We start from the raw sequence: 26,401 nt of genomic DNA, 5'->3' as shown, positions 1-26,401 counted from the left end.
AGCGCTCATCGGTCGGGGCTCATGAATCCGGGTGCATAGCACAGCGCCGCTTCAAGGCGCTGCCTCTCTTCATCAGTATTGAGGTTCGCAAAGGCCGCCGGACAGTCGGAGAAATCTACCCGGCGCCAGTTTTGACGGGTGTACCAGCGATCGATCTTGCGCTCGCCACCCGCCAGCGCGGCGCCCAGGTCATCGGCCAGGGCGGTGCGAATCAGCGCCACCACCGGATGCAGACGCTCCCCGTCGCAAGCCACGGCGATATCGGCATCGCCCAGGCCGGCCACCAAACGCGTCACCAGGTCCTCAGGCAGCGCAGGCGTGTCACAAGGCACCACCACTAACCAGGGGGTAGCGGCGGCTCGCAGGCCACTGTAAATGCCCATCAGCGGCCCCTGAAATCCCCCTTCGGCATCCTCGATGACGCGATCCGCCAGCGGGGCATACTGGTCCTGGCTGCGATTGGCATTGATCAGCACTTCGGCAACCCGCCCGGCCAGGCGCTCGCCAACATACGCCACCAGAGGGCGACCATGAAAGGCCACCAGCCCCTTGTCCACTCCACCCATGCGGCGGCCCTGGCCGCCGGCCAGGATCAGGCCGGTGAGTTCGTGTTGCACCATCGTGCCCCCTCCTGTGATCTGCCCCCATGATGCCTGAGCAGTGCGCGAGGTGCCACGCTGCGCCGCCGCGCAAGCCCTTGTCGTGACTAGGGTCAAAGTGGCCTTACCCCCAGATGCGGGAGCCGGTATCCTATGTGCAGTTTTCTTGACAGACGTTTTCTTGACAGGAGCCACCCCCTTGACCGAATCCAGCCCGGACGCCGGTTTCAACGTCGGCGGCAGACTGCGTCAGCTTCGATTGGATCGTAGCCTCTCCCAGCGGGAGCTGGCCCGTCGAGCCGGCGTGACCAACAGCACCGTTTCGCTTATCGAACAGAACAGCGTCAGTCCATCGGTGAGCTCGTTGAAGAAGATTCTTGATGCCTTGCCGGTGTCCATCAGTACCTTCTTCGCCGGCGACGAACCGGGCACGCCGCGGGCCTTTTACTACCGCGCCGAGGAGCTCACCGAGATCGGCGACGGGCGCCTCTCCTTCCGGCTGGTCGCGGCTCGCCAGGCCGAACGAAGCATGTCGATTATCCACGAGCGCTATCCCCCCGGCGCGGACACCGGCGAGGAGATGCTCGAACACGACGGAGAGGAAGGCGGCGTAGTGGTGGCCGGCGAAATCGAGATCACAGTGAGCGGCGAGGTAGCCGTGCTCAAGGCTGGCGACGCCTACTATTTCGATTCACGCCTGCCCCATCGCTTCCGCAACCCGGGCACGCAGGAATGCGTTATTGTCAGCGCCAATACGCCGCCCACCTTCTCCGACGGCGGACGTGAACTGCATCACGCCTGAGCGTTACCTTGGGTGGCACGGCGACGAGGGCTTGCCAGAACGCGACGCAGCACACGCCAAGCGGCCAGACCGGCCAGCAGGTTGCCCACCGCGGCACCGGCGGCGAGCCCCGCCAGGCCGCCAAGGTACGCCCCCAGCCACAGGCAAGGCAGATAGAAGATGAAGAGCCGCGCCGCGGACATCAGCATGGCGCGCAGGGGCCAGCCCAGGGCGTTACCCGCCGAGACCACGATCATGCAAACCCCCAGCGCCGCATAGCTAGGCAGCAGGAAGCGGATCAGCATCGCCAGGTCATCCTGCACCTCGGGGTTGCCAGAAAGCGCCAGCGCCAGCCAGGAGGCTCCCAGGGCCATGACCAGGCCAAGGACCAGCTGCCACACCACGATTACCTTGAGAGCCAGGCGCAAAAGACGGTGGATCTGGGCCCAGTCACCGGCGCCGTAACAGCGCCCCAGCCAGGGCGGCAGCGACATGGTCATGGCCAGAACCACCATCAGGGAGAGGGTCTCCAGGCGGCTGGCCAGGCCCCAGGCCGCCACCGAAGTCTCGCCCAGGCTCGCCACCGCCGTGATCGCCAGCATGGCGGCTAGCGGCGGCATCAGCTGCCCGATCATGGCCGGCCCGGCGATGCCGGCGAAGGGCCTCGCCGAGGCTCGCGCTTCCAGGCCCAGCCCCTGCCAGCTGAGCCAGTCGGTCTCGCGCAGCCGTCGTCCCAGCACCAGCAGGCCGCAGGAAAAGGCGATGGCGGTGGCCCAGGCTGCCCCCGGCAGCCCCAGTCCGTCCCAGTCTCCGATCCCGAAGATCAACAGCGGGTCCAGAACCAGATTGACCAGACTGGTCACCACCATCATCTTGCCGGGCAGCCAGGTGTCGCCGTGGGCGCGAAACAGGCTGTAACCGAAATAGAGCCCCGCCCCCAGCCAGGCCGCCAGCAGCTGTGGTGCCCAGTAGCCGCGGATCAGTTCACGGGTGGCCGCGTTGGCCCCGAGGCTGGCAAACACCGGCGTCTGGATCGCCCACAGCAGCAGCGTCAAAAAGGCAATGGTGGCGGTGCCGATCAACAGCACAAGGCTGCCCAGGCGCCGTGCTCGCACCTCCTGCCCGGCGCCCAAGGCCCGGGAGATCATCGCGGCGATGGCAATGCCGAGCCCCACCTGGATGCCGATGATCAAGAAGGAGAGCGGAAAAGTGAAGGACTGGGCGGCCAGCTGCGCGGTGCCCAGACGGGCAACGAAAGCGCTATCCACCAGTTGGAAACCGAGCAGCGCCAGCACGCCGATGGCCATGGGCCAGGTCTGCCGCCAAAGAGTGACGCCGAGGGCGTCGGGAGAACGGGGTTGCGTCACTGAAGATCCTGAGCCGTAAAAAGACGTTCTATTCTACGCAAAAGCGCGAGCCGTCTCAGCCCGAGAGATCACGACTGTCCCTTACCGTGTCGGCCAACAGTCGCTCGATGCCCGGGGCGGCCATGGGTCGAAAAAAATAAAACCCTTGAACCATATCGCAGCGCATCTCGCGGGCCAGCTCGAGCTGCTCGCGGTTCTCAACGCCCTCGGCAACCACCTCCAGCCCAAGACGGTGACCAATAAAGACGGTGGCTTCCATGATCGCCCTGTCCTCGGATTGCTTCGGCGCATCGCGCACGAAGGCTCGATCTATCTTCAGGGACGTGACGGGAAAAAGTTTGAGGTAGCTAAGCGATGAGTAGCCGGTGCCAAAATCGTCGATGGCGATGCGAAAGCCGCGGTCATGGAGACGGCGAAGCCCTGCCAGGGTGCCGTCGTCGGCCTCGATCAACACGTTTTCGGTAAGCTCGATACCGATATCCCTCGGTCCCAGCCCATAGCGCTCCACACAGGCTTCAAAGTGATCGAACACCCCGGATCGCTTTATCTGCCGACCTGAGAAGTTGATGTCGATACGCCCCAGCACAACACCGGAAGCTCGCCACTCGGCTCGTTGCCAGCAGGCTTCTTCCAGCACCCAGTCGCCGATACGGTGTATCAGCTCAGAACGCTCGGCCAGTGGGATGAATTCGGCGGGAGACACCGGCAGCCCCTCCGCCGGTATCCAGCGCAGCAGGGCCTCGAGGTGCTCGATCCGGCCACTGATAGCCGACACCTGGGGCTGGTAATACAGGCAGAGCTCTCCCACCTCAACCGCTCGCTCCAGCCGTTCGGACAGACGATGCTGATGAAGCAGCTCATCGTGGAGTTGCTGATTGAAATAGACGACCTGGCCCTTCCCGGAAAGTTTTGCCCGATTCTTGGCCACATCGGCGTTCCGGATCAACTCGCCGGCCGTCTCACCGTTGTCGGGAAAAATGGCAATACCCAGACAGGCGCTCAGCTTGCAGCGACGTTCTTCGAGAACAAAAGGCGCCCGCATGACGTCTTCCACCTTACGCACCAGGCGAGGGATGTCATCCAAATCATGGATACCTGGAAACGCTATGATGAATTCGTCGCCGGAAACGCGCGACAGGATATCGGTAGCGCGACGGTCTCGATTCAACCGATTGGCCAGGTCCACCAGCAGCAAGTCCCCCTGGTCATAGCCCAGCGCCTCATTGATCTCAACGAAATGATCGACATCAAGGTGAGCCAGCACCAGAGAACTCGCTTGGCGACGGCACTCCGCCAGAGCCAGATTAAGTTGCTCCTCCAGGCTATGCCGGTTCAGCAGATGGGTCAGGCGATCATAGCGGTTGGCAAAATCCAGTTCTCGATGTGCACGTTTCTGAACGGATAGATCAACGTCCACACAGAACATCAGCGGTTCATTCGTGTATTCATTGAGCATCACGTGATGTGAAAAAACCGGTACCAGCTCGCCGCTACTGTGCCGCAACTCTATCTCATCGGCGGGGATTTCATTTCCCTGCTCGATCCAGTCGCGATGGGCCTGGATGACTCTCTCTCGCAATGGCGCCGGGATGATCAGATCTTCCAGGAGGCGCCCCTGGGCTTCTTCCGGGGTGTAGCCATAAAGGCGGGTGCTGGCGTCGTTCCAGTAGATCACACGCCGATTTCGGTCATACCCCTGAACCGCGACCCTCGGCAAACTCTCAAGCAAAGCTCGGAAGCGCTGTTCGCTGACCAGAAACTGGTGACGAAGAAGATCAGGACAAACCGATCCGGCTTCCTCCTCGCGCTCCGCTTCACGTATCGGCAGGAGGCGGGGCTGACGCCTGATCACACTGATCTTTTGCAAGATGCGTCTTAGCATGCGCTCCCTTCCCGCCGTGAATCTCCATGGCAGCAGTGACACGCCACCGTGTTGAGCCGCCTCACGGGTATAGTGAATCACGCGACTCAACGTTGAAACCCCAGTATGGCACATCGCGATCAATGAGCTTCCTGCCGGCCACCTCGGTAACAGGAGGGCCGCTCGGCGCCCCCCTATAAACTCAAAGTGAGAATACCCGGCGACCGTCAGCGCGACAGAGAAGAAGAGGGGGCCAGACGGACGTCGACGCAGAACATGACCGGTTCAGCCGTGTGCTCATCCAACATGACATGATAGGAGTAGACCGGCACGGGCTGTCCGTCCCGGTCTCGAAGTTCCAGCCGAGCGGGCGGGATCGCCCTGCCCTCCTGAAGCCACGCCTCGTGGTCTCGTATTACCTTTTTGCGCATGGCCTCGGGAATGATCAACGACTCGAGCCGACGACCGCGCACCTCCTCGTAGCGGTATCCGTAGAGTCGCTCACTTTCTTCATTCCAGAAGACCACTCGGCGCTGACGGTCATAGCCCTGGACGGCAATGTTCGGCAGACTTTCCAGCATCGCACGGAAACGCCGCTCACCGAGACGTGTTTGGAGATGCGCACTGTCGACAGGGGACACCGAGTCCCGCATGAGGCGCTGCCACTGCCAGGCGGCAAGTCCGATCAGCGCCAGAGCGGCCACCAACAGCCCAGCCCCCAGGAGTCGCGAATCCACCAGCACAGCCGTGACCAGCAGCCCCACGGCGACGAGAGCTATGCCGATGATCAAATAACCGGGCACCAAACGCTTCCGCAGGGCTGGCATGGCGACACGACTCCTGCAATCTTGCTTTATGGATAACGACCGTATGACGCCACCCCCCCAGTGTAACCGGGGGGTGGCGTCATACGGTTTTCAGGCGTTCCGTACGGGGTCAGGCTTACTGACGCACGCCCTCGAAGGTGACATAAAGCTCGAGTTCATGCATCACCTCCGGCAAGCCACTCATGTCGATATTGAAGTCGCTCAGGGTCAACATTGTGCTGCCTTCGAAGCCGGCGCGGTAGCTGCCCCAGGGGTCTTCGCCCTCGCCCACCATCGTCACCGGCATCTCGATCGACTGGGTCTCACCCTTCAGCGTCAGGTCACCGGTCAACACGCCTTCTGCGTCGCCTGTGGGTTCGAAGCCGGTGGAGACGAAGGTGGCGGTCGGATAGTCGCCGGCGCTGAGGTAGTCATCGCTCAGGATATGCCGGTCACGCTCGGCGTGATTGCTGTTCAGGCTGGTGACGTCGACCTCCATCATGAGGCTTGAGGCCTCGAGATTTTCCGGATCGTAGTGGAACTGCCCGGAAAACTCTTCGAAGTTGCCGAGAATGTAGGAGTAGCCGAGGTGGTTGATCTTGAACTGGATGAAGGCGTGCTGACCTTCGATATCCACCTTGTAATCATCCGCCTGGACCTGGCTGATACCCACCAGTGCGGTGGCGGCCAGGGCGGTGGCGAGTGCGGTTTTCTTGAACATGGAGTTCTCCTTTCCAGTTTCCATCAAAGGGTGTCGAACAGGCACGCGGTGCCTGCCGGTTGGCACGCGCTCACTGGCGCCGGGAACGCGCCGGGTTGAGCATGCGGGTCAGGGTGTCCTGTCGATCCAGAACATGGTGCTTGAGGGCAGCCAGCAGGTGGCCAACGGCCAGTACCATGAGGGTCACGGCGGCATACCAGTGTATATCGCCAGCGATGCTCTCCTGGTTGGGCAGACGGCTGATCAGTGCCGGCACCTCGAACCAGTCAAACACGCTGATGCTGCGGCCACGAGCCGTGGAGATCAGATAGCCGCTGAGCATCACCACCAGCAGCAGCACGTAGAGCAGCGTGTGCCCCACACGGGCGGCCAGGCGCTCGAGGCGGCTACCATGGGCTGCGGGGGTAGGGTTCATGAAGCGCCAGATCAGGCGCAGCAGGGTGGCGAAGAACAGCAAAAGTCCGATGGAGCGGTGCCACCAGGGGGCCAGGTTGTACCAGGGATCGAGATACCCCAGGTCGGTCATCCACCAGCCCAGCGCAAAGAGACCCACGATGGTCAGGGCGCTGAGCCAGTGCAGCAGGATACTGACGGTGCCCCAGCCGTAACGGGTATTGCGCCACATGGCGATGTCCTCATGATCTCGATGATGGACAAAGCTTACCCCAGCGCATCATCAGCATCTGCTGAAAAAAGGCGAACCAACCTTTCGTAAAAACCGCTCTCGTAACAAGCGTTAGCTGCCAAGCAGCTCCAGCAGCAGCTTCGCGGTGGGCCCGCTGGAGGCCGGGTTCTGGCCTGTGATCAACAGGCCGTCGCGGATCTGGAAGGGAGCGAAGTCGTCGCGACTGCGCTGGTAATCCGCCCCCTGCTCCTTGAGGGCGTCCTCGAGTAGGTGCGGCACCACATCGCTGAGCCCAACGGCGTCTTCCTCACTGTTGGCAAAGCCGGTCACGCGCCGACCCTTGACCAGCGGATCGCCATCCTCGGTACGCGCCTGCAGCAGCACCGTGGGAGAGTGACAGACTGTCGCCACCGGGCGATCAACGGCCAGGAAGCCCTCGATCAGCCGCTTGGCGTCGGCATCATCGGTGAGATCCCACAGCGGGCCGTGGCCACCCGGGAAGAAGAGCGCATCGAAGTCGTCGACCTGAACATCGGCGAGCTTGTGCGTGGCGGCCAGCTGCGCGTTGGCCTCGGCATCGGCCTCGAAGCGCCGTGTCTCCTCGGTCAACGCCTCATCGGACAGGGAGTTGGGATCCACCGGAGGCTGTCCACCCTTGGGAGACGCCAGGGTGATCTCAGCGCCAGCGTCCTTGAAGACGAAATAGGGAGCAGCGAACTCCTCGAGCCAGAAGCCGGTCGCGTTGCCGGTATCGCCCATGCGGTCGTGGGACGTCAGTACCATCAGAATCTTCATCGTTACCCTCCTCGGGTAAAAGTCTTGCGTGCCCTGTTGAGATGGCGACGTTCGATGAGAGTTCAAGGGGAGACACGACAACGCCCGCCCCACCGATGGCGGGACGGGCGTCGCGCAAGGCCCTCACCGAAGGACTAGAGCTGGGCGTCGAGGCCCCGGGCCAGGTCGGCACGAATATCGTCAATGGCTTCCAGGCCCACCGCCACGCGGATCAACCCTTCGTTGATGCCGGCGATGGCCTTCTGATCATCGGAGAGACGGCCATGGGTGGTGGTGGACGGGTGGGTGATGGTGGTCTTCACATCGCCCAGGTTGCCGGTGATGGAGAGCAGCCGGGTGGCGTCGATCACCGACCAGGCCGCCTCGCGGGCGCCTTTCGCCTCTCCGCCCATGACTTCAAAACCCAGAACCGCGCCGAAGCCCTGCTGCTGGCGAGCGGCGAGCGCATGCTGGGGGTGGCTGGCAAGGCCGCTGTAGTAGACTCGCGCCACCACCGGATGCCCCTCTAGCCACTCGGCCAGACGCTGGGCGTTGTCGCAATGGGCACGCATCCGCAGGCTGAGGGTCTCGAGCCCCTTGGTGAAGATCCAGGCGTTGAAAGGGCTCAGGCAGGGGCCGCAGGTGCGCACCACGCCGAATATCTCCTCCAGCTCCTTGTCACGGCCCACCACGGCACCGCCGACCGCCCTGCCCTGACCGTCCAGATACTTCGTGGCGGAGTGAATCACCAGGTCCGCGCCCAGCGCCAGAGGCCGCTGCAGCGACGGGGTGAGAAAACAGTTGTCGATGGCAAGCCACGCCCCGTGGCGATGGGAAATCTCGGCCAGCGCCGCGATATCCACCACCTCGGAGAGCGGATTCGACGGCGTTTCGGCGAACAGCAGCCGGGTAGCCGGCGTGATCGCCGCCTCCCAGGCAGCGAGGTCGGAGAGCTCGACGTAGCGGGTGGTGATACCGAACTTGCTCAGGTACTTGTCAAATAAGCTGACGGTGGAGCCGAACAGCGAACGCGAGGCAACGATTTCGTCGCCGGCCTGGAGTAGCGCCAGCGCCGTGGCGAGGATCGCCGACATGCCGGAACTGGTGGCCACGCAGCGCTCACCGCCTTCGAGGGCTGCCAACCGACGCTCGAAGGTGCGCACCGTAGGGTTGGTAAAGCGCGAGTAGACGTTGCCCGGCTCCTCGCCGGAGAACTTACGAGCGGCCTCGGCCGCGCTGGCGTAGACGAAGCTCGAGGTCGGGAAGATCGGCTCGGCGTGCTCCTGCTCATGGGTGCGATCGTGGCCGGCGCGGATCGCCAGTGTCTCCAGCGCCCAGTCGTGCTCGGGGGATGAGTGCGGATCCATGGGGGCGTCAGTCATCGATGTCGTCCTGGTTGTGCAGGCCAACCAAGGCGTGGTCGCCGGCGCTCTGCTGCTGCCTGGCGCCGTCACTGCGTGAGGCTTCCAGGTCCGCCAGATAGGCGTCGTCGATGTCGCCGGTGACGTAGTTGCCGTCGAACACCGAGCAGTCGAAGGCCTCGAGCTTGGGGTTGACGTTGCGGCAGGCGGTCTTCAGATCCTCGAGGTTCTGGTAGAAGATGCGATCGGCGCCGATCAGCTCCCCCACCTCGGCCTCGCTGCGACCATGGGCGATGAGTTCGCTGGCCGCCGGCATGTCGATGCCGTAGACGTTGGGATAGCGCACCGGGGGGGCGGCAGACGCGAAGTAGACCTTGCGGGCGCCGGCCTCACGGGCCATCTGGATGATCTGCTTGCAGGTGGTGCCTCGCACGATGGAGTCGTCCACCAGCAGCACGTTCTTGCCCTTGAACTCCACGGCGATGGCGTTGAGCTTCTGGCGCACTGACTTCTTGCGCTGGGTCTGGCCCGGCATAATGAAAGTCCGCCCGATATAGCGGTTCTTCATGAAACCCTCGCGATAGGTCACCCCCAGATGCTGGGCGAGCTCCAACGCCGAGGTGCGTGAGGTGTCCGGGATCGGGATCACCACGTCGATGTCGTGCTCCGGCCATTCGCCCTGGATTCTGTCGCCGAGTTTGCGGCCCATCTCCATGCGGGTGCCATAAACATAGGCGCCGTCGAGGATGGAATCGGGGCGCGCCAGGTAGACGTGCTCGAAGATACAGGAAGCCAGCCGGGGAGCATCGGCACACTGCTGGGTATGGATCTGGCCGTCCATGTCGACGAAGATCGCCTCGCCCGGATCCAGGTCGCGGTGCAGCTCAAAGCCACCCACGTCTAGGGCTACCGACTCGGAGGCAATCATCACCTCCTGACCGTGACCCTCGTCGCGGGTGCCAAACACCACCGGGCGGATACCGTTGGGGTCACGGAAGGCCACCAGACCCACCCCGTTGATGATGGCCACCGCCACGTAGCCACCCTTGCAGCGACGATGCACCCGGCGCACGGCGTCGAAGATGTCGCCAGGCGCCAGATGCAACCCCTGCTTACCCAGTTCGTGGGCAAATACATTGAGCAACACCTCGGAGTCGGAGCTGGTGTTGATGTGGCGCAGGTCCGAGGTGAACAGCTCCTGCTTGAGCTGTTCGGAGTTGGTCAGGTTGCCGTTGTGGGCCAGAGAAATCCCGTAGGGAGAGTTGACGTAGAACGGCTGGGATTCCGCTTCACTGGACGAGCCGGCGGTGGGGTAGCGCACGTGACCGATACCCACGTTGCCCCTCAAACGCGTCATGTGGCGAGTATGAAAGACATCGCGAACCAGCCCGTTGCTTTTGCGCAGCAAGAAGCGGCCCTCGTGCCAGGTCATCATGCCGGCGGCGTCCTGTCCGCGATGCTGAAGCACCGTCAGGGCGTCATAGATGCCCTGGTTCACCGCCTGCTTGGCCATAAGGCCCACGATACCGCACATTCCACCTTACCTCGCTTGCCTGGATGTTGCTTTGAAGAGTCTGGGCGGCACCGGCTGACCGGGACGCCCGAACGTCACCCGTCAGGAGTTGTTACATCGTCGCCGGGCGCCTCGTCGCGCCCGGGAAAAGAAATCTCGCTCAGGGAGCCGGGGGTCTCGGGTATCTGCCCGTCCCAGGCCTCGAACTGGGTGACCGCCCAGTCGCGCAGCTGCTCGAAATGGGGCCTAAGCTGGGCGTCGCGCCAGGCCTCGAGCTGGGCCAGCGGGGTCAGGCCAATAATGATGGTGGCCAGCACCAGGATCGCTGCACCCTTGGCGGCACCGAATGCCGCCCCCGCGATCCGGTTGAACAGGCCCATGCCGACCCACTCCACCGCGGCATGGACCAGGCGAATGACGATGCCGCACAGCAGCACCACGCCAAAGATCACCAGCACGAAAGCCAGCACCAGGCGGCCATCGGGATTGTCGATCACCCCCGCAAGAAAGTCCGCCACGGGCTGAGCCAGCAGCCGGGCGGCCATCAGCGCAATCACCCAGGCTGCGAGGCCCAGGGCCTCGCGGATCAGACCACGCATGAAACCGGTGATCGCCGTGACGGTCAGCAGGGCGATAAAGATCCAGTCCAGCCAGGTCAGTGCCATGCTCAGTTCCTCTCCCGAACCAGTAGGCCCTGCAGGTTGATCCGAGACTTGAGTTCATTCATGGCACGCTCGCCGGCCTCAGAGGAGTCGTAGGGGCCAGCGTAGACCGTAGTCAGGTTGTTGTCGCGAGGCCGGCTGTAGGCCGGAAACCCCTCCTCACGCAATTGCTCGAGCAATCGTTCGGCGTTGCCCGGTTCGCCGAAGCTACCCACCTGCACCGCCCATTCGCCACCGGGGACGGCGGATGCCGGTGCGGAAGAGGACTGGCTGCGTCGCGCACTTTCGGCAAGCCGCTGATCAGCGGCTCGGGCCAGTTCGGCGATAGGATCAGAGACCGGCTCATTGGCCGGCGTCGATTCGGCGGTAGCTTCGGAGCGGCCCGAAGGCTCGGCGACTTCTTCGACGGGCACCTCTTCGTCGAAAACCTGCTCGAGTTGGGGCGTCTCCGTGGGGGCACCCAACTCCTCGAGGCTTGCCGGCGGCTGTGGCTCCGGCACCTCTGTCCGCGGCACTTGGACGGGCTGCTCGATGGTCAGCACCGGCTGAGGCCGTTCGCTGCGGGGCTCAGGTTCACTCAACAGCAGCGGTATAAAGATCACCCCCAGGGCAATCACGATCACCGCGCCGCTGACGCGTTCACGCCATCCGTATTTCATCGGGCTTCCTCGCTGACGCTTGTATCATCCACAGTCTGCCCCGTGGTCGGGTCATGCGCCAACCACTCGAGCACCTCCCCCACGGTCAAGAAGGAACCGCATACAAGCACGCGATCCTCCGGTGCCAGCCGTTCGGCCAGCCAGGCGGCACCCGCGCTGGGCGTGGCGGCGCGGTGGAGCACATCGGCCCCCCGCCCGGCCAGACGTGCGGCCAGGTCATCAGCGCTGCGCGCCCGCCCGCCGGCGAGACTCGCGGTCACCCAGCCGTCCACCACCGGCGTCAGGGCAGCGATCACCCCCTCGGCGTCCTTGTCGCCGAGCATGGCAAGCAGCGCGAAGGTCCGCCCGGCACAGGGGCGCGAGGCAAGACGCCCGGCCAGATAGCCGGCGGCATGGGGATTGTGGCCCACGTCCAGGCACCACTGGCCCAGCCACTGCATGCGCCCAGGCAACTGGACACTGGCCAGGGCCCGTCGACAGGCCGCGGCTTCGAGGTTAACGCCGGCCAAGGCCAGGGCCTGCAGCGCCGTGGCAGCGTTGTCCAGAGGCAGGCCGGGGTCCGGGAGGTCCGCAATAGCGATATCAGGGATATGACCCCAAAAGCGCCAGCCCTCATTCTCCCCTTCACGACCAAAGGCCTCGCCCAAGGCATGGACCTCGGCACCGAGAGCTCCGGCCACCTCCCTCACGCTGGCGGGCAGCGAAATGCTGCCCAGCACCGCAGGACGGTCGGAACGAAGGATACCGGCCTTCTCGCGGCCGATTTGCTCGAGATCGGTGCCGAGGAAGGCGGCGTGGTCCTGGGCCACGGTGGTCACCACCGCCACGTCGGGATCTATGATATTGACCGCATCCAGTCGTCCGCCGAGCCCCACCTCGAGAAACGCGATGTCGGCCGGTCGCCGGGCCATGGCCCACAGCGCCCCTAGGGTAGCCACCTCGAAGTAGGTCAGACTGACCGCTTCTCCGTCCTGGCGTGCGCGCTCCACGGCGGCAAAGCCTGACATCAAGGTGACGTCATCGGCCTCCTCACCGTTCAAACGAAGCCGCTCGTTGTAGCGAACCAGATGCGGGGAGGTGTAGGTAGCAGTGGTGAGTCCATGCGCCCGAGCCAGGGCCTCGAGCATTGCCACGGTGGAGCCCTTTCCGTTGGTGCCAGCGACCGTGACCACTCGACCGGCAATGTGCACGTCAAGCAATCCCATGCGACGGGCAACCTCGGCAACCCGTTCAAGGCCGAGATCGATGCCCACGGGATGGGCGGCTTCCAACCTAGCCAGCCAGGCATCGAGGGTGATGGGCAGCGCCGCGTTGCGCATCGGCTCAGCGACGGCCGTCGTCCTGAACGCCGTCAGTGTCGGGCTTGGGTGTTGCCTCGTCACCACCCGGCGCCTGAGGCAAAACAGTCGCTTCGAGGGCCTGTTCGACCTCGGCTTGCTCAGCAACATCCACCAGGTCCGGCTCGTCGGCAGGCAGCTCAGGGGGCCCCAGAGCAGGCTGATGGGTGAGCTTGCGCAGCATCGCTCCCAGGCGGTCGCGCATTTCGCTGCGCCGCACGATCATGTCGACAACGCCGTGATCAAGCAGAAACTCGCTGCGCTGGAAGCCCTCGGGGAGCTTCTCACGCACCGTCTGTTCGATGACCCTGGGGCCTGCGAAGCCAATCAGCGCGTTGGGCTCAGCCACGTTGAGGTCGCCCAGCATGGCAAGAGACGCCGAAACGCCGCCGAACACCGGGTCGGTGAGCACCGAGATGTAAGGCACGCCGGCCTGCTTCAGCTTTTCCAAGGCGGCGGAGGTCTTGGCCATCTGCATCAGCGAAAAGAGCGCTTCCTGCATGCGCGCTCCGCCGGAGGCGGAGAAGCAGATAAGCGGGATGCCCTCTTCGTGGGCCAGGGTGGCGGCACGGACGAACTTCTCGCCGACCACCGCGCCCATGGAGCCCCCCATGAAGCTGAACTCGAATGCCACCACCACCACCGGCAAGCCATCTAGCCGGCCGCGCATGGCAATCAGGGCGTCTTTCTCTCCGGTCTCCTTTTGGGCCGCCACCAGCCGGTCCTTGTACTTCTTGGAATCGCGGAACTTGAGGCGATCGACGGGCTCAACGTCGACGGCCAATTCCTCTCGGCCATCCTTATCGAGAAACCAGTCGAGACGTTTGCGCGCCGTGAGCCGCAGGTGATGGTCGCACTTGGGACACACATTGTGGTGCTTATCGAGTTCAGGCAGGTAGAGCACCGCCTCGCACTTGGGGCACTTGCGCCAGAGGCCGTCGGGCACGCTGGCCCTGCGGTCCTTGCGCTGAATACGACCCATGGAGGGTACGATTTTGTCTAGCCAGCTCATGTCAGAAAGGGTTCCGTCATGTGGTCGGCGTCCGGCACAAGCCGGGCGCATAGGTCGAATACGGTGGTGAAAGCCTCGCTCAGCGTTGGCTCAGGGCATCCAGGGCCAGGCGCATCTCGCTAAGCACCGCCTTGAGCTCGCCGGGAATAACCTCTGGGCGCTCGGTATTCTCTGCGATGCGGGTGACAAGCGCCGATCCGACGATGACGCCATCGGCCACCTTACCCACTTCGGCGGCCGAGGCGCCGTCTCGAATCCCGAAGCCAACGCAAAGCGGCAGATCGGTCATCTCACGCAGCGGCGCCAGATGGGCAGCCACATCGTCGGCGTCCAGGATGGCAGAGCCCGTCACACCCTTGAGCGACACATAGTAGAGATAGCCCTCACCATGGGCGCATATTGTAGCGGCCCGAGCTCTGGAAGTGGTAGGCGCCACCAAGAAGATTGAAGCCAGGCCGTGGGACTTGAGCAGCGGGCCAACCTCTTCCGCTTCCTCCGGGGGCATATCCACGGTCAACACGCCATCGACGCCGGCCGCAGCGGCCTGCTCGGCGAAGGCGGACAGACCGATACGCTCCATGGGGTTGAGATAGCCCATCAGCACCACCGGCGTGGCAGTATCGGTCTGGCGAAACTCACGCACCATTTCGAACAGGTGGCTGAGGCGCACGCCATGTTTCAGCGCCCTCTCGCAGGCCTTCTGGATCACCGGGCCATCGGCCATGGGATCGGAGAAGGGGACGCCCAGTTCGATCACGTCGGCCCCGGCCTCTACCAGGGCATGCATGAAGCCCACGGTGTGCTGAGGCGCCGGATCGCCAGCGGTGATAAAGGGAATCAGGGCGCGCCGGCCCTGAGCCTTGAGATCGGCGAAGCGTTGGTCAATACGATTCATGGTCTGGGCCGTCATTTAGAATTCGATCCCGTCGATCTTTGCCACGGTCATGATGTCCTTGTCACCACGACCGGAGAGGTTGATCACGATGTTCTGGTCCGGGCGCATGGTCGGGGCCAGCACCTTGGCATAAGCCAGGGCGTGGGCAGTCTCTAGCGCCGGCATGATGCCCTCGACCTGAGTCAGCTCGCGGAAGGCCTCGAGCACCTCCGTGTCATTGGCGGCCACATACTTCACCCTCCCTGCATCCTTCCACATGGCGTGCTCGGGGCCGACGCCCGGATAGTCAAGGCCGGCGGAGATGGAGTGGGTATCCGACACCTGGCCGCCCTCATCGGACATCAGATAGGTGCGGTTGCCGTGCAGCACGCCCCGCGGGGCGCCCGACGCCAGAGGCGCGGCGTGACGGCCGGTCTCGACGCCATCGCCACCCGCCTCGACGCCATACATTGCCACCTCGTCATCCTCGACGAAGGGATAGAAGAGGCCCATGGCATTGGAGCCGCCCCCCACACACGCAATCAGCGCATCGGGGAGCTTGCCGAACTCTTCGAAGGACTGGCGGCGGGCCTCGCGCCCCGCCACCGCGTTGAAGTCGCGTACAATCATCGGATAGGGGTGCGGACCGGCGACGGTGCCAATGATGTAATAGGTGGTGTCGACATTGGTCACCCAGTCGCGCAGCGCCTCGTTCATGGCGTCCTTGAGCGTGCGGGTACCAGACTCTACTGGGATCACGTTAGCGCCCAACAGGCGCATGCGGTAAACGTTGAGCTTCTGCCGCTCCACATCCGCAGCACCCATATAGACGTCGCACTCAAGACCCAGTCGGGCCGCCACGGTGGCAGAGGCTACTCCGTGCTGCCCTGCCCCAGTCTCGGCGATCACCCGCGGCTTTCCCGTCTTCTTGGCTAGCAGCGCCTGACCGACCGTATTATTGACCTTGTGGGCGCCGGTATGATTCAGGTCCTCTCGCTTAAGCCAGATCCGCGCGCCACCGATCTGATTCGACCATCGCTCTGCAAGATAAAGCGGCGAAGGACGACCCACAAAATGGGCCAGGTCGTAGTCGAATTCCGCCTGGAAGGCTGGATCGTCGCGAAGACTCAGGTAGGTCTTGGCGAGATCGTCCAGGGCGAAGCTCAGGGTCTCGGAGACGAACCGGCCGCCGTAGGCACCAAAATGGCCGCGGACATCCGGCAGTCGGGTCAGGTCACTGAACTTGCTCACGAAAGACACCTCACTAGATCGCCAGAAGGCAAGGGGAAAAACAATACCAGCGCGTGATGACAGGCGCCAAACCTTTACTGGGAGAACGGGTCAGCGCAAAAGACGCGCCCCATCTCCTCGACTCACAGCCGCGAAGAAGGCCGCTATATAGTCGGCATCCTTGATGCCGGGCGAGGCTTCCACGCCGCCGGAAACATCCACCGCGAAGGGCGCTACGGTAGAAACGGCCCAGGCCACATTATCGGCATCTAAACCTCCAGCGAGGATAACAGGTTTTGCCAGCCCTGCGGGGATTCGGGACCAGTCGAACGTCTCACCGGTGCCGCCCGGCACGCCGGGGCGATAAGCATCCAGCAACAGCGCCTGAGCGCCCCGGTAAGCCTGGGCGGCGGCATGTAGGTCGAGGTCGTCACGCATACGCAGCGCCTTGATCCAGGGGCGATCGAAGCCCGCGCAGTAGGCCGGCGATTCGTCACCGTGGAACTGCAGCAGATCCAGATGCACGGCGCAGCGCTCGATCAGCGCCGGGTCCTGATCGACAAACAACCCCACCCGAGTGACGAAGGCCGGCACGCGAGCCGCCAAATCGGCCAAGCGTTCCTCATCCACGGCGCGTCGACTGCCGGGCCAGAGCACAAAGCCCAAGGCGTCGGCGCCGGCTGCCACCGCGGCATCAACGTCCTCGGGGCGGGTCAGGCCGCAAAGTTTTACGCGGGTCCGCCGGATCATATCCCCTCTCCTTCAACAGCCACCGGCCGGCCACGACGGAAATCGATAATGGGACAATCGGGCAGTGCACGCTCGCCGGTCCATTCGCCGAGGAAAGCCAGCAGATTGGGCCCCAGCAGCTCCCGGGGCAGGCCCCAGTGGTCATCGTAGAGAGAATCAACGAAGTGCAGGCCACAGGCCGGCGCGGTGACGTTGCCCTGGGTGCGATCCTTGAGCGCCATCAAGTCTGATAGGTAGTCGTCATCGCGTTCACCGCGGCCCACGGCGACCAGGGCGCCGACGATATTGCGAATCATGTGGTGAAGGAAGGCATTCCCCTGCACGTCCACCACCACCAAGGGACCGTGACGGTGCACCTCAATGAAGTGCAGATGGCGCCAAGGAGTCCTGGACTGGCAGCCGGCGGCACGGAAACTGGAAAAGTCGTGCTCCCCGACCAAGGCCTGGGCGGCGCGGTGCATAGCATCAGCGTCCAGCGGGTCGCGACACCAGGTGACATTGGCGCGCTCCAGCACCGGGCGGCTGGGCTGATTGAGCAGGATGTAACGGTAGCGGCGCGCCAAGGCCTTTAAACGAGAGTGGAAGGTCTCAGGCACTTCCTTGACCCAGCGCACGGCGATATCTCGTGGCAGATTGGCATTCACGCCGAACACCCAGGCCTTCTGAGAACGCGGCACGGGCGTGTCGAAGTGGACGACCTGGCGAGTGGCGTGCACACCAGAATCGGTGCGGCCGCTGGCATGAACGCGAATCGGCTGGCTGGCCACCTTGGTCAGGGCCTTCTCGAAAGCGGCCTGCACGGAGGGCGAGTGTTTGAGGAATTGGTAGCCACAGTAGGCGCTGCCGTCATACTCGACTCCCATGGCCAAGCGTCCGGCCAGGGGGGTGTGGTCATCCAGGAGTGTTAAAAGGGTCATGCGGCGGTCAGGCATCCAGTCGTCTGAGCAGCGCCACCGCCTCGTCGCGAATGGCCGGATCGTCGCTGCTCTTCAACTCGTTGAGCAGCTGGCGTGCCCGACCCCCATCGCCTGCCTCGACCCGCCGACGGGCTTCGGCCAGGCTTTCCGGAGCGGCGCTGGAAGAAAAAATATCATTATCCGCCTCCAGAGACGGGAAGGAAACCTCCTCTACCTCCCACTCATGGGGAAGCGCCTCGTCGACGGCGTCATCGTCCCCCGCCTCCGGGCGATCCAGGCTCGCCCCATCGTCGAACCCGGCACCCTTCTCTGCCAACCCGAGATCATCGGAAGAAAAATCGATGCCGGGCTGCATGGGGGTCTCTTCCCTGGGGGCCGGCGAAGGGTTCAGCGTCGGAGGACGATAGTCGATGATCTCTCGGCCGTCCTCCTGGCGCCGGGTGGCTACCTCAGATGCCTCGGGCTTGTCGGGCTCTGGCTTGACCGTCTCTGGCTTGACCGTCTCTGGGTTTACGGGCTCTGGCTTGACCGGCTCTGGCTTGACCGGCTCTGGCTTGACGGGCTTGGGCGTCGGCGCCTCGTCTGGAGGCGTCGAGGGTTCATCCATGGATTCCGGGCGACGATAGGCGGCCGCTTCAGGGCCCTTGTGAGCCGGGTTGGGCACGTGAGGCGCACCTGCGGTGTCCTTGTCACTTTGCCTCTCATCTTCTGAGGCCTGCTCCGGCGAGTCGGACTCCGGGCCAGTCGTATCGTCGAACATTCGCGGAGGAAGCTCCGCGGGCTTGTTGAACACCGCACGCTCTCCAGCGGCAACAGCAGCGACAGAGGCACCGGTTGCGGCAGACGCCAGGCCATAGCGCGTGAGCAGGCGCTCCACCTCGTCGCGCACAGCAGGGTTATCCCCATCGCGCAGCCGGACAGCCTCGCGTTCGGCTTCCTCTCGGCTACCCTGCTCCAGATGAACATTGAGCAATTTGAGTCGCAGATCATCACGCTCAGGCTCGCGGGCAAGATTTGCCTCAAGAAGCTCGCGGGCCTGGTCGTAGCGTCCATAGGCCATAAAGATATCGGCCTCGCTTATCGCTTCGGCCTGGGGCAGAGAGCCCTGTACCGAAGGCGCGGCGGGCACGGTCGGCGCCAAGCTTGCGCTCTCGTGCTGCCCTGGCGCCTGGGCGCCCGGCACGGCAACCCTCACCGTGCCCGCCCCGCCCGCGGTGGGTCCGGAATTTTCTCGACGACGACGGCGCACCGCAACCCAAAGCGCTAATAAAGCAGCAAGGCCAGCACCGCCCAGCATCAGATTGCGGTCGACATCGCCCTGGTAGATAGCGCCCCACCAGGGGCGCTCTCCCGATGATCCCTCCGGGGCAGTCATTCCACCGGCCCCAGGACCATCCATCCCTACGCCGCCGGCGGCGAGCGAGGCTAGCTGCTCACGCAACGCCGCCAGTTCGTCGCGCATCTCGGAAAGATCTTCCTGGAGCTGGTCGCGCTCTCCCTGGACCGCTTCAAGGGTGTCACGACGCTCCAGCCATTGGTTTTCCAGGCGAACAAGGCGCTCGTCGCTGGTCAACTCGCCGTCGCCGTAGAGTTCGGCCAGCAGGTCGGAGTCGGCCATGGCCCGAGAGGAGCCCGTGGTCTCGCCAGCCTCGTCGAGACCATCGCCCATATCGTTATCGTCGGAATTATCGCTGATAGCGCCGCTGGCGTCCTCCTCGTCGCTGCCTTCGGCAGCTTCCGCGGCCACCTGAGCATCGGTGAGCAGGGTGAGGCGCGGTGTTTCGAGGGCTTCCTCGGACTCGGCAAGGGGGGCATCGGCGTCGCCAGGCTCGGATGCTTCCGGCGATTCGGCCGACGTTTCGTCGGCAGGAGACGGAGATACCGCCTGAGGCGAGGCAACCGCCGCTTCGGTCGGCGCCACAGCGACGGAAGCGGGCTGACTAGCCGACGGACTCCCCATCGCTACCCTTGCCGGGGCACCACCGCCGCGATTAGCCCAGGCCCGATTCATCTCCGCAACGATCCGGCCAGCATCATCCCCGGAGCGGGCGGCAATCGCTTCGCGGCTTGGGACCACCAGGTTGAAGCCCGCGCGCATGGCGTTAATATTGCCAGAAGGGAAGGCCTCGGGATTCGCCTCCACCAGAGAGACCATCATCTGGTTCATGCTGATGCCGCTGTCCGGACGCAGGCGCCCCGCGATGGCCCACAGGGTGTCGCCGCTGCGCACCATGGTGGGGTCGCCGCTGCGGGCGGGTGCCGCAGAGGGCCGAGGCGCCGCGACCTGTGCCGGCGCAGCGTCCCGGGGTGATGGCGCCGAGACACTGACAGGCGCAGACGCAAGGGGCCGACTGCCCACCACCAGTGCGGGCATTTGGTCATAGTCCGGTGGGTCGAGCAGCAGGGTCACCTCGCGCAGCTGCTGCCCCCCCGGCCAATCAAACCGCAGCAGCAGGTCCATCCAGGGCTCGCGAACTGGTCTCTCTGTGGTGAGGTCGACCACCAGGCGCCCCTGTCGCTGCTCCACCGTCAATCGGACACTGGCCGCCAGCGGGGTTCGAGGCAGCCCGGCCGCGACGAAGGCGCGCTCATCGGCCACAGAGACGTTAAGCAAACCGGCCTGGATGCCCGCGGCATCGGTCAGCGGCAGAGTGGCACGCAACGGTGCGTTTAGCGTGGAGCGAACGTCTGCATCCCCAATCCCCAGGGCCAGCGCCATAGGGCTCGCGGCGGAAAGCGAAAGCAGCATGGCGAGTGTCAGCTTGCGTTTCATGGAGGTCCCTTGCGTCCGTCGGCTGGGCCGCGCGTCAATCTCGCGGCACCTCTGCCATATCGTAGTGTCGTTATGTTACCTGTGTACCATATTCGCCGTCTCAACGCCCCTGGGCGGGGTCATGCCAGTCGTCATACCTTCAACGTAAGCTATTGATCCAGACCCTGCGAATCAACGGCCCACTCATGCAAAACGGGGCGTCTCCCGAAGGAGACGCCCCGTTATCACTGGCCTCGGGCGATGTTGGCGAGGCCGAGCATGGCGCTTTACTGCTCGCGCAGGATCTTGAGCATCCGCTTGAGCGGCTCGGCGGCGCCCCACAGCAGCTGGTCGCCGACGCTAAAGGCGGAGAGGTATTCGCCGCCCATGGCCAGCTTGCGCAGGCGACCCACCGGAACGGTGAGGGTGCCGGTCGCGGCGGCCGGGGTCAGGTCGCGGATGGTGGCCTCCTTGTCGTTGGGCACCACCTTGACCCAGTCGTTGTGCTTCGCCAGGCGATCCTCGATCTCGTCGAGGGGCACATCCTTCTTCAGCTTGATGGTGAAGGCCTGGCTATGAGAGCGCATGGCGCCAATGCGCACGCAGAGGCCGTCGATGGGAATGGGGTTGTCCTGCAGGCCGAGGATCTTGTTGGTCTCCACGGTGCCCTTCCACTCCTCCTTGCTCTGGCCGTTGTCGCGCTTGACATCGATCCACGGCAGGAGGCTTCCGGCCAACGGGGCGCCGAAATTCTCGGTGGGAAACTCGCCCGATCGCATGGCCGCGGTGACCTGGCGGTCGATGTCGAGGATGGCGCTGGCCGGATCAGCGAGCTCATCGGCCACGCTGTCGCGCAGGGTGCCCATCTGGTTGAGCAGCTCGCGCATATGCTTGGCGCCGGAACCGGAAGCGGCCTGGTAGGTCATGGAAGTCATCCACTCGATCATGTCCGCCTCGAACAGGCCGCCCAGCCCCATCAACATCAAGCTGACGGTGCAGTTGCCGCCGACGAAGGTCTTGGCGCCACTCGCTAGCTGGGCATCGATGACGTGACGGTTGACCGGGTCGAGAACGATGGTGGCCTCGTCTTTCATGCGCAGCGTGCTGGCGGCGTCGATCCAGTAGCCCTTCCAGCCGCCGCTGCGCAGGTCACCGTAGACCTTCTCGGTGTAGTCGCCGCCCTGGCAGGTGACGATGACGTCTAGCGCTTTGAGGGCGTCGAGGTCGAAGGCGTCCTTGAGGGGAGGCACATCCACGCCGACGTCGGGGCCGGCCTGACCGGCCTGGGAGGTGGTAAAGAAGATCGGCTCGATGCCGTTGAAGTCACCGTCCTCTACCATTCGCTGGACCAGCACCGAACCGACCATCCCGCGCCAACCGACGAAACCGACTTTCAACATGTGAAGTCCTCCAATAATCGAATGTGGGACATATTATACAGAAACCGGGCCCGCCTCGCAGGCGGGCCCGGCATGGCCATGCTCAACAACAGATTAGCGCACAGCAGCCGACGGACTCAGAGTGCCTCGAAGGCCGCCAGAACCGCGTCGCCCATCTCCGCAGTAGAGACGGTGCGGGTGCCCACCGAGGCAATATCGGCGGTTCTCAACCCATCGTCCAGCACTTTGCCGACGGCGTCCTCGATGCGATTTGCCAGCGCCGGCTCGTCCAGGGAGTAGCGCAGCATCATGGCGACCGAGAGGATGGTCGCCAGCGGGTTGGCGATACCCAGGCCGGCGATGTCCGGGGCGCTGCCGTGGCAGGGTTCGTACATGCCCTGGCCGCTCTCGTTGAGCGAGGCGGAGGGCAGCATACCGATGGAGCCGGTGAGCATGGCGGCGGCATCCGACAGAATGTCGCCGAACATATTGCCGGTGACCATGACATCGAACTGCTTGGGCGCCCGCACCAGCTGCATGGCGGCGTTATCGACGTACATGTGGGAGAGCTCGACGTCAGGATACTCCGGCGCCAACCGCTCCATCACCTCGCGCCACAGGATGGTGACCTCGAGGACATTGGCCTTGTCCACGGAACAGAGCTTCTTGCCCCGCTTTTGCGCCATCTCGAAGGCAACGCGACCGATGCGCTCGATCTCGCTCTCGGAGTAGACATAGGTATTGAAGCCCACCCGTTCGCCGTTGCGCTCCTCGATGCCGCGGGGCTGGCCGAAGTAGATGCCGCCGGTCAGCTCGCGCACGATCATGATGTCGAGGCCGGCGACCAGCTCCGGCTTGAGGCTGGAGGCATCGGCCAGCTGCGGGTAGGTGATGGCAGGGCGCAGATTACCGAAGAGCCCCAGGTTCTTGCGCAGGCCAAGCAGGCCCTTCTCGGGGCGCTTGGCGAGGTCCTCGAGGGTGTCCCACTTCGGGCCGCCCACGGCACCCAGCAGGATGGCCCGAGCGGCCTTGGCCTTCTCCAGGGTCTCGGTGGGCAGCGGCTCGCCATGCACGTCATAGGCGCTGCCGCCCACCAGGCCCTCTTCCACCTCGACGTCCAGGCCGCGGGCCTGGCAGGCCGCCAGGATACGACTGGCCTCGGCGGTAATTTCGGGGCCGATGCCGTCACCCGGCAATACCAGAATCTTCTGAGTCATTGCTTCGTCCTTGTTCAGGCCCTTGTTTAGGCTGAGTCGCGGAAGAGCCAGGGGCGCGCGACGCGGTGCTTGGCCTCGAAAACGCGGATGGCGTCTTCGTCCTGCAGGGTGATGCCGATATCGTCCAGGCCGTTGAGCAGGCAGTGCTTGCGAAAGTCGTCCACCTCGAACTCGAGGATCTCGCCGGAGGGCGTGGTAACGCGCTGGCTCTCGAGATCCACATCGAGCCGATATCCCTCCCTGGCCTCCGCCTCGGCAAACAGCCGGTCGATGGTCTCCTCGGGAAGGGTGACCAGCAGCAGGCCGTTCTTGAAGGCGTTGTTGTAGAAGATATCGGCGAAGCTCGGCGCGATCACCACCCGGAAGCCGAAGTCCTCCAGTGCCCAGGGGGCGTGCTCGCGGGAACTGCCGCAGCCGAAGTTGCGGCGGGTCAGCAGGACGCTGGCTCCCTGGTAGCGCGGCTGGTTGAGCACGAAGTCGGGGTTGAGAGGACGCGTCGTGCAATCCTGCCCCGGGTAGCCCTCGTCGAGGTAGCGCAGCTCGTCGAACAGGTTGACGCCGAAGCCGGTGCGCTTGATCGACTTCAGAAACTGCTTGGGAATGATCAGGTCGGTATCGACGTTGGCCCGATCGAGCGGAGCGACGAGGCCTTCGGTGCGTTCAAACTTGTTCATGGTTCAGGCCTCCTGACCCTGGGCGTTGTCGTTGGCGGCGCCGTGGTTTCCCACCCCTCTCACGTCCACGAAGTGGCCGGCAATTGCGGCAGCGGCGGCCATGGCAGGGCTCACCAGATGAGTGCGCCCGCCGTAGCCCTGGCGGCCCTCGAAGTTGCGGTTGGAGGTGGAGGCACAGTGCTCGCCGGCGCCGAGCTTGTCGGCATTCATGGCCAGGCACATGGAGCAGCCCGGCTCACGCCACTCGAAGCCCGCCTCGGTGAAGATCCGATCCAGGCCCTCGGCCTCCGCCATGCGCTTCACCAGGCCGGAGCCCGGCACCACCATGGCCAACTTGATGGAGTCCGCCACCTTCTTGCCGCGGGCCACCTTCGCCGCTTCGCGCAGGTCTTCGATGCGCGAGTTCGTGCAGGAGCCGATAAAGACCTTGTCGAGACGGATATCGGTGATCTTCTGCCTCGGGGCGAGCCCCATGTACTCAAGGGCCCGGGTATAGCCGCTGCGAAGAGTGTCGTCGGTCTGCTCGGCGGGATCGGGTACCTCGCCCGAAATGCCGGTGACCATCTCGGGGCTGGTGCCCCAGGAGACCTGCGGCTCGATCTCCGCGGCATCGAGCACCACCACCTTGTCGAACTCGGCACTGTCGTCGGAGACCAGACCACGCCAGTCGGCCACGGCGGCCTGCCACTGTTCACCCGTGGGCGCAAAGGGACGCTCGGCGAGGTAATCGATGGTGGTATCGTCCACAGCGATCAGACCGACCCGGGCGCCGGCCTCGATGGCCATGTTGCACACCGTCATGCGGCCTTCCATGGAGAGGCTCTGGATGGCGCTGCCGGCAAACTCGATGGCGTAGCCGGTGCCACCGGCGGTGCCGATCTTGCCGATGATGGCCAGCACCACATCCTTGGCGGTGACGCCCACCCCGAGCTCACCCTCGACGCGCACCTGCATGTTCTTCATCTTCTGGGCCAGCAGGCACTGGGTGGCGAGCACGTGCTCCACCTCGGAGGTGCCGATGCCGTGGGCCAGGGCCGCGAAGGCACCGTGGGTGGCGGTATGGGAGTCACCACAGACCACGGTCATGCCTGGGAGAGTCGCGCCCTGCTCCGGCCCCACCACGTGGACGATGCCCTGGCGCGGGTCGTTGATCTTGAACTCCTCGATGCCGAACTCGACGCAGTTATCGTCGAGGGTCTGTACCTGAATAAGCGACACCGGATCCTTGATCCCGGCGTTACCCTCGGCGCGCTCCTTGAGCGTAGTGGGCACGTTGTGATCGGGCGTTGCCAGGTTAGCGTCGAGGCGCCACGGCTTGCGGCTCGCCAGTCGCAGACCCTCGAAGGCCTGGGGCGAAGTCACTTCGTGGAGCAGCTGGCGGTCGATGTAGATCAGCGCGGTGCCATCGTCGCGTTCCTTGACGAGGTGCTGTGACCACAGCTTGTCATAGAGTGTCTGGCCTGACATATCGCTCTCCCGGGCCTGTGGCCCATGATTACCTATTTGATTCAGTGCAGTCTCCCGCTCCTGGCTCATAAAATCAATTCATGTTATTTATGGATTGCATTCCTATTAGGAATACTTTAGTGGAGGCGCCATGGATACCCAGAGCCTGCAGGCCTTCCTGGCCGTGGCCGAGAGCGGCAGCTTCTCCCGAGCCGCGGAGCAACTGCACCTGACCCAGCCGGCGGTGAGCAAGCGCATTGCTGTCCTTGAGACCCAGATCGACGCGCGGCTGTTCGATCGCATCGGCCGAGGCATCAGCCTGACCGAAGCAGGACGATTACTGCTGCCTCGAGCGCGGCAGATTCTGGTGATGGTGGACGATAGCCGTCGGGCGCTGGGCAATCTGGAAGGCAGTGTGGGCGGCAGCCTGACACTGGCCACCAGCCATCATATCGGCCTGCACCGATTGCCGCCGCTGCTCAAGGCCTATACCCACGCGCATCCCGAGGTGCGACTGGACCTGCACTTCCTGGACTCCGAGGAGGCGTATCAGGGGGTACTCGACGGCTCTCTGGAGATCGCCGTGGTGACGCTCGCTCCCCACCCCGACCCTCAGCTCGAGGTCGTGCCGGTATGGGTCGACCGCCTTGTCTTCGTCTGCGCCTCGGACCACCCGCTGGCCTCCCGGGGGCAACTGGCCCTGCATGAGCTTTGCGAGTTCGACGCCGTACTGCCCGGCCCGCTGACCTTCACACGGGGCCTGATCGAGGCGCGTTTCGCCGCTGCCGGCCTGCGCCTGCCGGTGGCGCTCTCCACCAACTACCTGGAGACCCTGAAGATGATGACCGCCATAGGCCTGGGCTGGAGCCTGCTGCCGGAGCGCCTGGTGGCGGGCGAGCTTCATGAGCTGACCATCGACCACCCGCCGATCCATCGCCCCCTGGGCTATCTGGCCCATCGCAGCCGCACTCTCTCCAACGCCGCCCGCGCCATGCTGGAACTGCTCGAGGCGGCCCGGGAGCTGCCGGCCAGGGCACCTGAGCGGTAAATTCGTTAGACTGCTCAACGTCTTCGCCAAGAGTTT

At 64.2% G+C, this 26,401-nt stretch carries 24 protein-coding genes; 2 read left to right on the top strand and 22 right to left on the bottom strand.

Features of this window, described 5'->3' with window-relative positions:
• Positions 1–5: 5 nt before the first annotated feature.
• A complete protein-coding gene (gene mobA, locus ACFODV_RS06075; protein ID WP_379756176.1) occupies positions 6–620 on the bottom strand; it encodes a molybdenum cofactor guanylyltransferase MobA in 615 nt (204 codons plus the stop codon).
• A gap of 178 nt (positions 621–798) precedes the next feature.
• Here mobA and ACFODV_RS06070 point away from each other — a divergent pair, with 178 nt between their 5' ends.
• Positions 799–1,401, top strand: a complete 603-nt coding sequence (locus ACFODV_RS06070; protein ID WP_379756173.1) for a cupin domain-containing protein — start codon at positions 799–801, stop codon at positions 1,399–1,401.
• On the opposite strand, the gene ACFODV_RS06065 is transcribed toward ACFODV_RS06070, so the two are convergent.
• From ACFODV_RS06065 to leuC, 21 genes are all read right to left on the bottom strand, one after another.
• Positions 1,392–2,687 carry an MATE family efflux transporter gene (locus tag ACFODV_RS06065; protein WP_379756308.1) on the bottom strand — a complete coding sequence of 432 codons (1,296 nt, stop codon included), beginning with the start codon at positions 2,685–2,687 and terminating at the stop codon, positions 1,392–1,394. The genes ACFODV_RS06070 and ACFODV_RS06065 overlap by 10 nt on opposite strands.
• A gap of 115 nt (positions 2,688–2,802) precedes the next feature.
• Positions 2,803–4,629: a putative bifunctional diguanylate cyclase/phosphodiesterase gene (locus ACFODV_RS06060; RefSeq protein WP_379756170.1), complete on the bottom strand. Its 1,827-nt coding sequence runs from the start codon at positions 4,627–4,629 to the stop codon at positions 2,803–2,805.
• Positions 4,630–4,835: 206 nt separating this feature from the next.
• Entirely contained in the window at positions 4,836–5,435 is a 600-nt protein-coding gene (locus tag ACFODV_RS06055) for a PAS domain S-box protein (RefSeq protein ID WP_379756166.1), read from the bottom strand.
• Positions 5,436–5,550: 115 nt separating this feature from the next.
• Complete coding sequence (locus ACFODV_RS06050) at positions 5,551–6,135, bottom strand: YceI family protein (protein WP_379756163.1); 585 nt, start codon at positions 6,133–6,135, stop codon at positions 5,551–5,553.
• Between the two features lie 70 nt (positions 6,136–6,205).
• A complete protein-coding gene (locus tag ACFODV_RS06045; protein WP_379756160.1) occupies positions 6,206–6,760 on the bottom strand; it encodes a cytochrome b in 555 nt (184 codons plus the stop codon).
• A 111-nt stretch (positions 6,761–6,871) separates the two neighbouring features.
• Positions 6,872–7,555, bottom strand: a complete 684-nt coding sequence (locus ACFODV_RS06040; protein WP_379756157.1) for a type 1 glutamine amidotransferase domain-containing protein — start codon at positions 7,553–7,555, stop codon at positions 6,872–6,874.
• A 134-nt stretch (positions 7,556–7,689) separates the two neighbouring features.
• Positions 7,690–8,916 carry an O-succinylhomoserine sulfhydrylase gene (locus tag ACFODV_RS06035; protein WP_379756154.1) on the bottom strand — a complete coding sequence of 409 codons (1,227 nt, stop codon included), beginning with the start codon at positions 8,914–8,916 and terminating at the stop codon, positions 7,690–7,692.
• Positions 8,909–10,429, bottom strand: coding sequence for an amidophosphoribosyltransferase (purF, locus tag ACFODV_RS06030; protein WP_379756151.1), 1,521 nt, complete (start codon positions 10,427–10,429; stop codon positions 8,909–8,911). The genes ACFODV_RS06035 and purF overlap by 8 nt, the downstream gene beginning before the upstream one ends.
• A 74-nt stretch (positions 10,430–10,503) precedes the next feature.
• Positions 10,504–11,073 (bottom strand): CvpA family protein, encoded by a 570-nt coding sequence (locus tag ACFODV_RS06025; protein ID WP_379756148.1) that lies wholly within the window; start codon positions 11,071–11,073, stop codon positions 10,504–10,506.
• Between the two features lie 2 nt (positions 11,074–11,075).
• Positions 11,076–11,729, bottom strand: a complete 654-nt coding sequence (locus tag ACFODV_RS06020) for an SPOR domain-containing protein (protein ID WP_379756145.1) — start codon at positions 11,727–11,729, stop codon at positions 11,076–11,078.
• On the bottom strand, positions 11,726–13,048 hold the full coding sequence (gene folC / locus ACFODV_RS06015; RefSeq protein ID WP_379756142.1) for a bifunctional tetrahydrofolate synthase/dihydrofolate synthase: 1,323 nt from the start codon (positions 13,046–13,048) through the stop codon (positions 11,726–11,728). The genes ACFODV_RS06020 and folC overlap by 4 nt, the downstream gene beginning before the upstream one ends.
• 4 nt (positions 13,049–13,052) lie before the next feature.
• Positions 13,053–14,078, bottom strand: coding sequence for an acetyl-CoA carboxylase, carboxyltransferase subunit beta (accD, locus tag ACFODV_RS06010; RefSeq protein ID WP_379756139.1), 1,026 nt, complete (start codon positions 14,076–14,078; stop codon positions 13,053–13,055).
• Between the two features lie 79 nt (positions 14,079–14,157).
• Positions 14,158–14,973 carry a tryptophan synthase subunit alpha gene (gene trpA, locus ACFODV_RS06005; protein ID WP_379756305.1) on the bottom strand — a complete coding sequence of 272 codons (816 nt, stop codon included), beginning with the start codon at positions 14,971–14,973 and terminating at the stop codon, positions 14,158–14,160.
• Between the two features lie 15 nt (positions 14,974–14,988).
• Positions 14,989–16,203 (bottom strand): tryptophan synthase subunit beta, encoded by a 1,215-nt coding sequence (gene trpB, locus ACFODV_RS06000; protein ID WP_379756136.1) that lies wholly within the window; start codon positions 16,201–16,203, stop codon positions 14,989–14,991.
• A gap of 90 nt (positions 16,204–16,293) precedes the next feature.
• Positions 16,294–16,932, bottom strand: a complete 639-nt coding sequence (locus tag ACFODV_RS05995; protein WP_379756133.1) for a phosphoribosylanthranilate isomerase — start codon at positions 16,930–16,932, stop codon at positions 16,294–16,296.
• The gene (gene truA, locus ACFODV_RS05990) at positions 16,929–17,849 is read right to left on the bottom strand and encodes a tRNA pseudouridine(38-40) synthase TruA (RefSeq protein WP_379756130.1); all 921 of its coding nucleotides are present in this window, start codon (positions 17,847–17,849) and stop codon (positions 16,929–16,931) included. Before truA ends, ACFODV_RS05995 begins: the two co-directional genes overlap by 4 nt.
• Positions 17,850–17,856: 7 nt before the next feature.
• Positions 17,857–20,622: a FimV/HubP family polar landmark protein gene (locus ACFODV_RS05985; protein WP_379756127.1), complete on the bottom strand. Its 2,766-nt coding sequence runs from the start codon at positions 20,620–20,622 to the stop codon at positions 17,857–17,859.
• Positions 20,623–20,888: 266 nt separating this feature from the next.
• Complete coding sequence (gene asd / locus ACFODV_RS05980; RefSeq protein ID WP_379756124.1) at positions 20,889–22,001, bottom strand: aspartate-semialdehyde dehydrogenase; 1,113 nt, start codon at positions 21,999–22,001, stop codon at positions 20,889–20,891.
• Between the two features lie 116 nt (positions 22,002–22,117).
• Entirely contained in the window at positions 22,118–23,197 is a 1,080-nt protein-coding gene (gene leuB, locus ACFODV_RS05975; protein ID WP_379756121.1) for a 3-isopropylmalate dehydrogenase, read from the bottom strand.
• 26 nt (positions 23,198–23,223) lie between these two features.
• Positions 23,224–23,871, bottom strand: coding sequence for a 3-isopropylmalate dehydratase small subunit (gene leuD / locus ACFODV_RS05970; RefSeq protein WP_379756118.1), 648 nt, complete (start codon positions 23,869–23,871; stop codon positions 23,224–23,226).
• 3 nt (positions 23,872–23,874) lie between these two features.
• Positions 23,875–25,338, bottom strand: coding sequence for a 3-isopropylmalate dehydratase large subunit (gene leuC / locus ACFODV_RS05965; protein WP_379756115.1), 1,464 nt, complete (start codon positions 25,336–25,338; stop codon positions 23,875–23,877).
• A 130-nt stretch (positions 25,339–25,468) separates the two neighbouring features.
• Between leuC and ACFODV_RS05960 the strand changes: the two genes are divergently transcribed.
• On the top strand, positions 25,469–26,365 hold the full coding sequence (locus ACFODV_RS05960; RefSeq protein ID WP_379756112.1) for a LysR family transcriptional regulator: 897 nt from the start codon (positions 25,469–25,471) through the stop codon (positions 26,363–26,365).
• The last annotated feature ends 36 nt before the right edge of the window (positions 26,366–26,401 follow it).

This window comes from Halomonas tibetensis (assembly GCF_042643535.1).
Lineage (GTDB): Bacteria > Pseudomonadota > Gammaproteobacteria > Pseudomonadales > Halomonadaceae > Halomonas > Halomonas tibetensis.
The sequence above is the reverse complement of the archived record's forward strand: the minus strand, read 5'-3'. Positions and strand labels throughout refer to the sequence as shown.

Coding starts and splice junctions, on each gene's coding strand:
- mobA (WP_379756176.1), bottom strand. CDS start 620: ATGGTGCAACACGAACTCACCGGCCTGATCCTGGCCGGCGGCCAGGGC.
- ACFODV_RS06065 (WP_379756308.1), bottom strand. CDS start 2,687: ATGGCCATCGGCGTGCTGGCGCTGCTCGGTTTCCAACTGGTGGATAGC.
- ACFODV_RS06060 (WP_379756170.1), bottom strand. CDS start 4,629: ATGCTAAGACGCATCTTGCAAAAGATCAGTGTGATCAGGCGTCAGCCC.
- ACFODV_RS06055 (WP_379756166.1), bottom strand. CDS start 5,435: ATGCCAGCCCTGCGGAAGCGTTTGGTGCCCGGTTATTTGATCATCGGC.
- ACFODV_RS06050 (WP_379756163.1), bottom strand. CDS start 6,135: ATGTTCAAGAAAACCGCACTCGCCACCGCCCTGGCCGCCACCGCACTG.
- ACFODV_RS06045 (WP_379756160.1), bottom strand. CDS start 6,760: ATGTGGCGCAATACCCGTTACGGCTGGGGCACCGTCAGTATCCTGCTG.
- ACFODV_RS06040 (WP_379756157.1), bottom strand. CDS start 7,555: ATGAAGATTCTGATGGTACTGACGTCCCACGACCGCATGGGCGATACC.
- ACFODV_RS06035 (WP_379756154.1), bottom strand. CDS start 8,916: ATGACTGACGCCCCCATGGATCCGCACTCATCCCCCGAGCACGACTGG.
- purF (WP_379756151.1), bottom strand. CDS start 10,429: ATGTGCGGTATCGTGGGCCTTATGGCCAAGCAGGCGGTGAACCAGGGC.
- ACFODV_RS06025 (WP_379756148.1), bottom strand. CDS start 11,073: ATGGCACTGACCTGGCTGGACTGGATCTTTATCGCCCTGCTGACCGTC.
- ACFODV_RS06020 (WP_379756145.1), bottom strand. CDS start 11,729: ATGAAATACGGATGGCGTGAACGCGTCAGCGGCGCGGTGATCGTGATT.
- folC (WP_379756142.1), bottom strand. CDS start 13,048: ATGCGCAACGCGGCGCTGCCCATCACCCTCGATGCCTGGCTGGCTAGG.
- accD (WP_379756139.1), bottom strand. CDS start 14,078: ATGAGCTGGCTAGACAAAATCGTACCCTCCATGGGTCGTATTCAGCGC.
- trpA (WP_379756305.1), bottom strand. CDS start 14,973: ATGAATCGTATTGACCAACGCTTCGCCGATCTCAAGGCTCAGGGCCGG.
- ACFODV_RS05995 (WP_379756133.1), bottom strand. CDS start 16,932: ATGATCCGGCGGACCCGCGTAAAACTTTGCGGCCTGACCCGCCCCGAG.
- truA (WP_379756130.1), bottom strand. CDS start 17,849: ATGACCCTTTTAACACTCCTGGATGACCACACCCCCCTGGCCGGACGC.
- ACFODV_RS05985 (WP_379756127.1), bottom strand. CDS start 20,622: ATGAAACGCAAGCTGACACTCGCCATGCTGCTTTCGCTTTCCGCCGCG.
- asd (WP_379756124.1), bottom strand. CDS start 22,001: ATGTTGAAAGTCGGTTTCGTCGGTTGGCGCGGGATGGTCGGTTCGGTG.
- leuB (WP_379756121.1), bottom strand. CDS start 23,197: ATGACTCAGAAGATTCTGGTATTGCCGGGTGACGGCATCGGCCCCGAA.
- leuD (WP_379756118.1), bottom strand. CDS start 23,871: ATGAACAAGTTTGAACGCACCGAAGGCCTCGTCGCTCCGCTCGATCGG.
- leuC (WP_379756115.1), bottom strand. CDS start 25,338: ATGTCAGGCCAGACACTCTATGACAAGCTGTGGTCACAGCACCTCGTC.
- ACFODV_RS05960 (WP_379756112.1), top strand. CDS start 25,469: ATGGATACCCAGAGCCTGCAGGCCTTCCTGGCCGTGGCCGAGAGCGGC.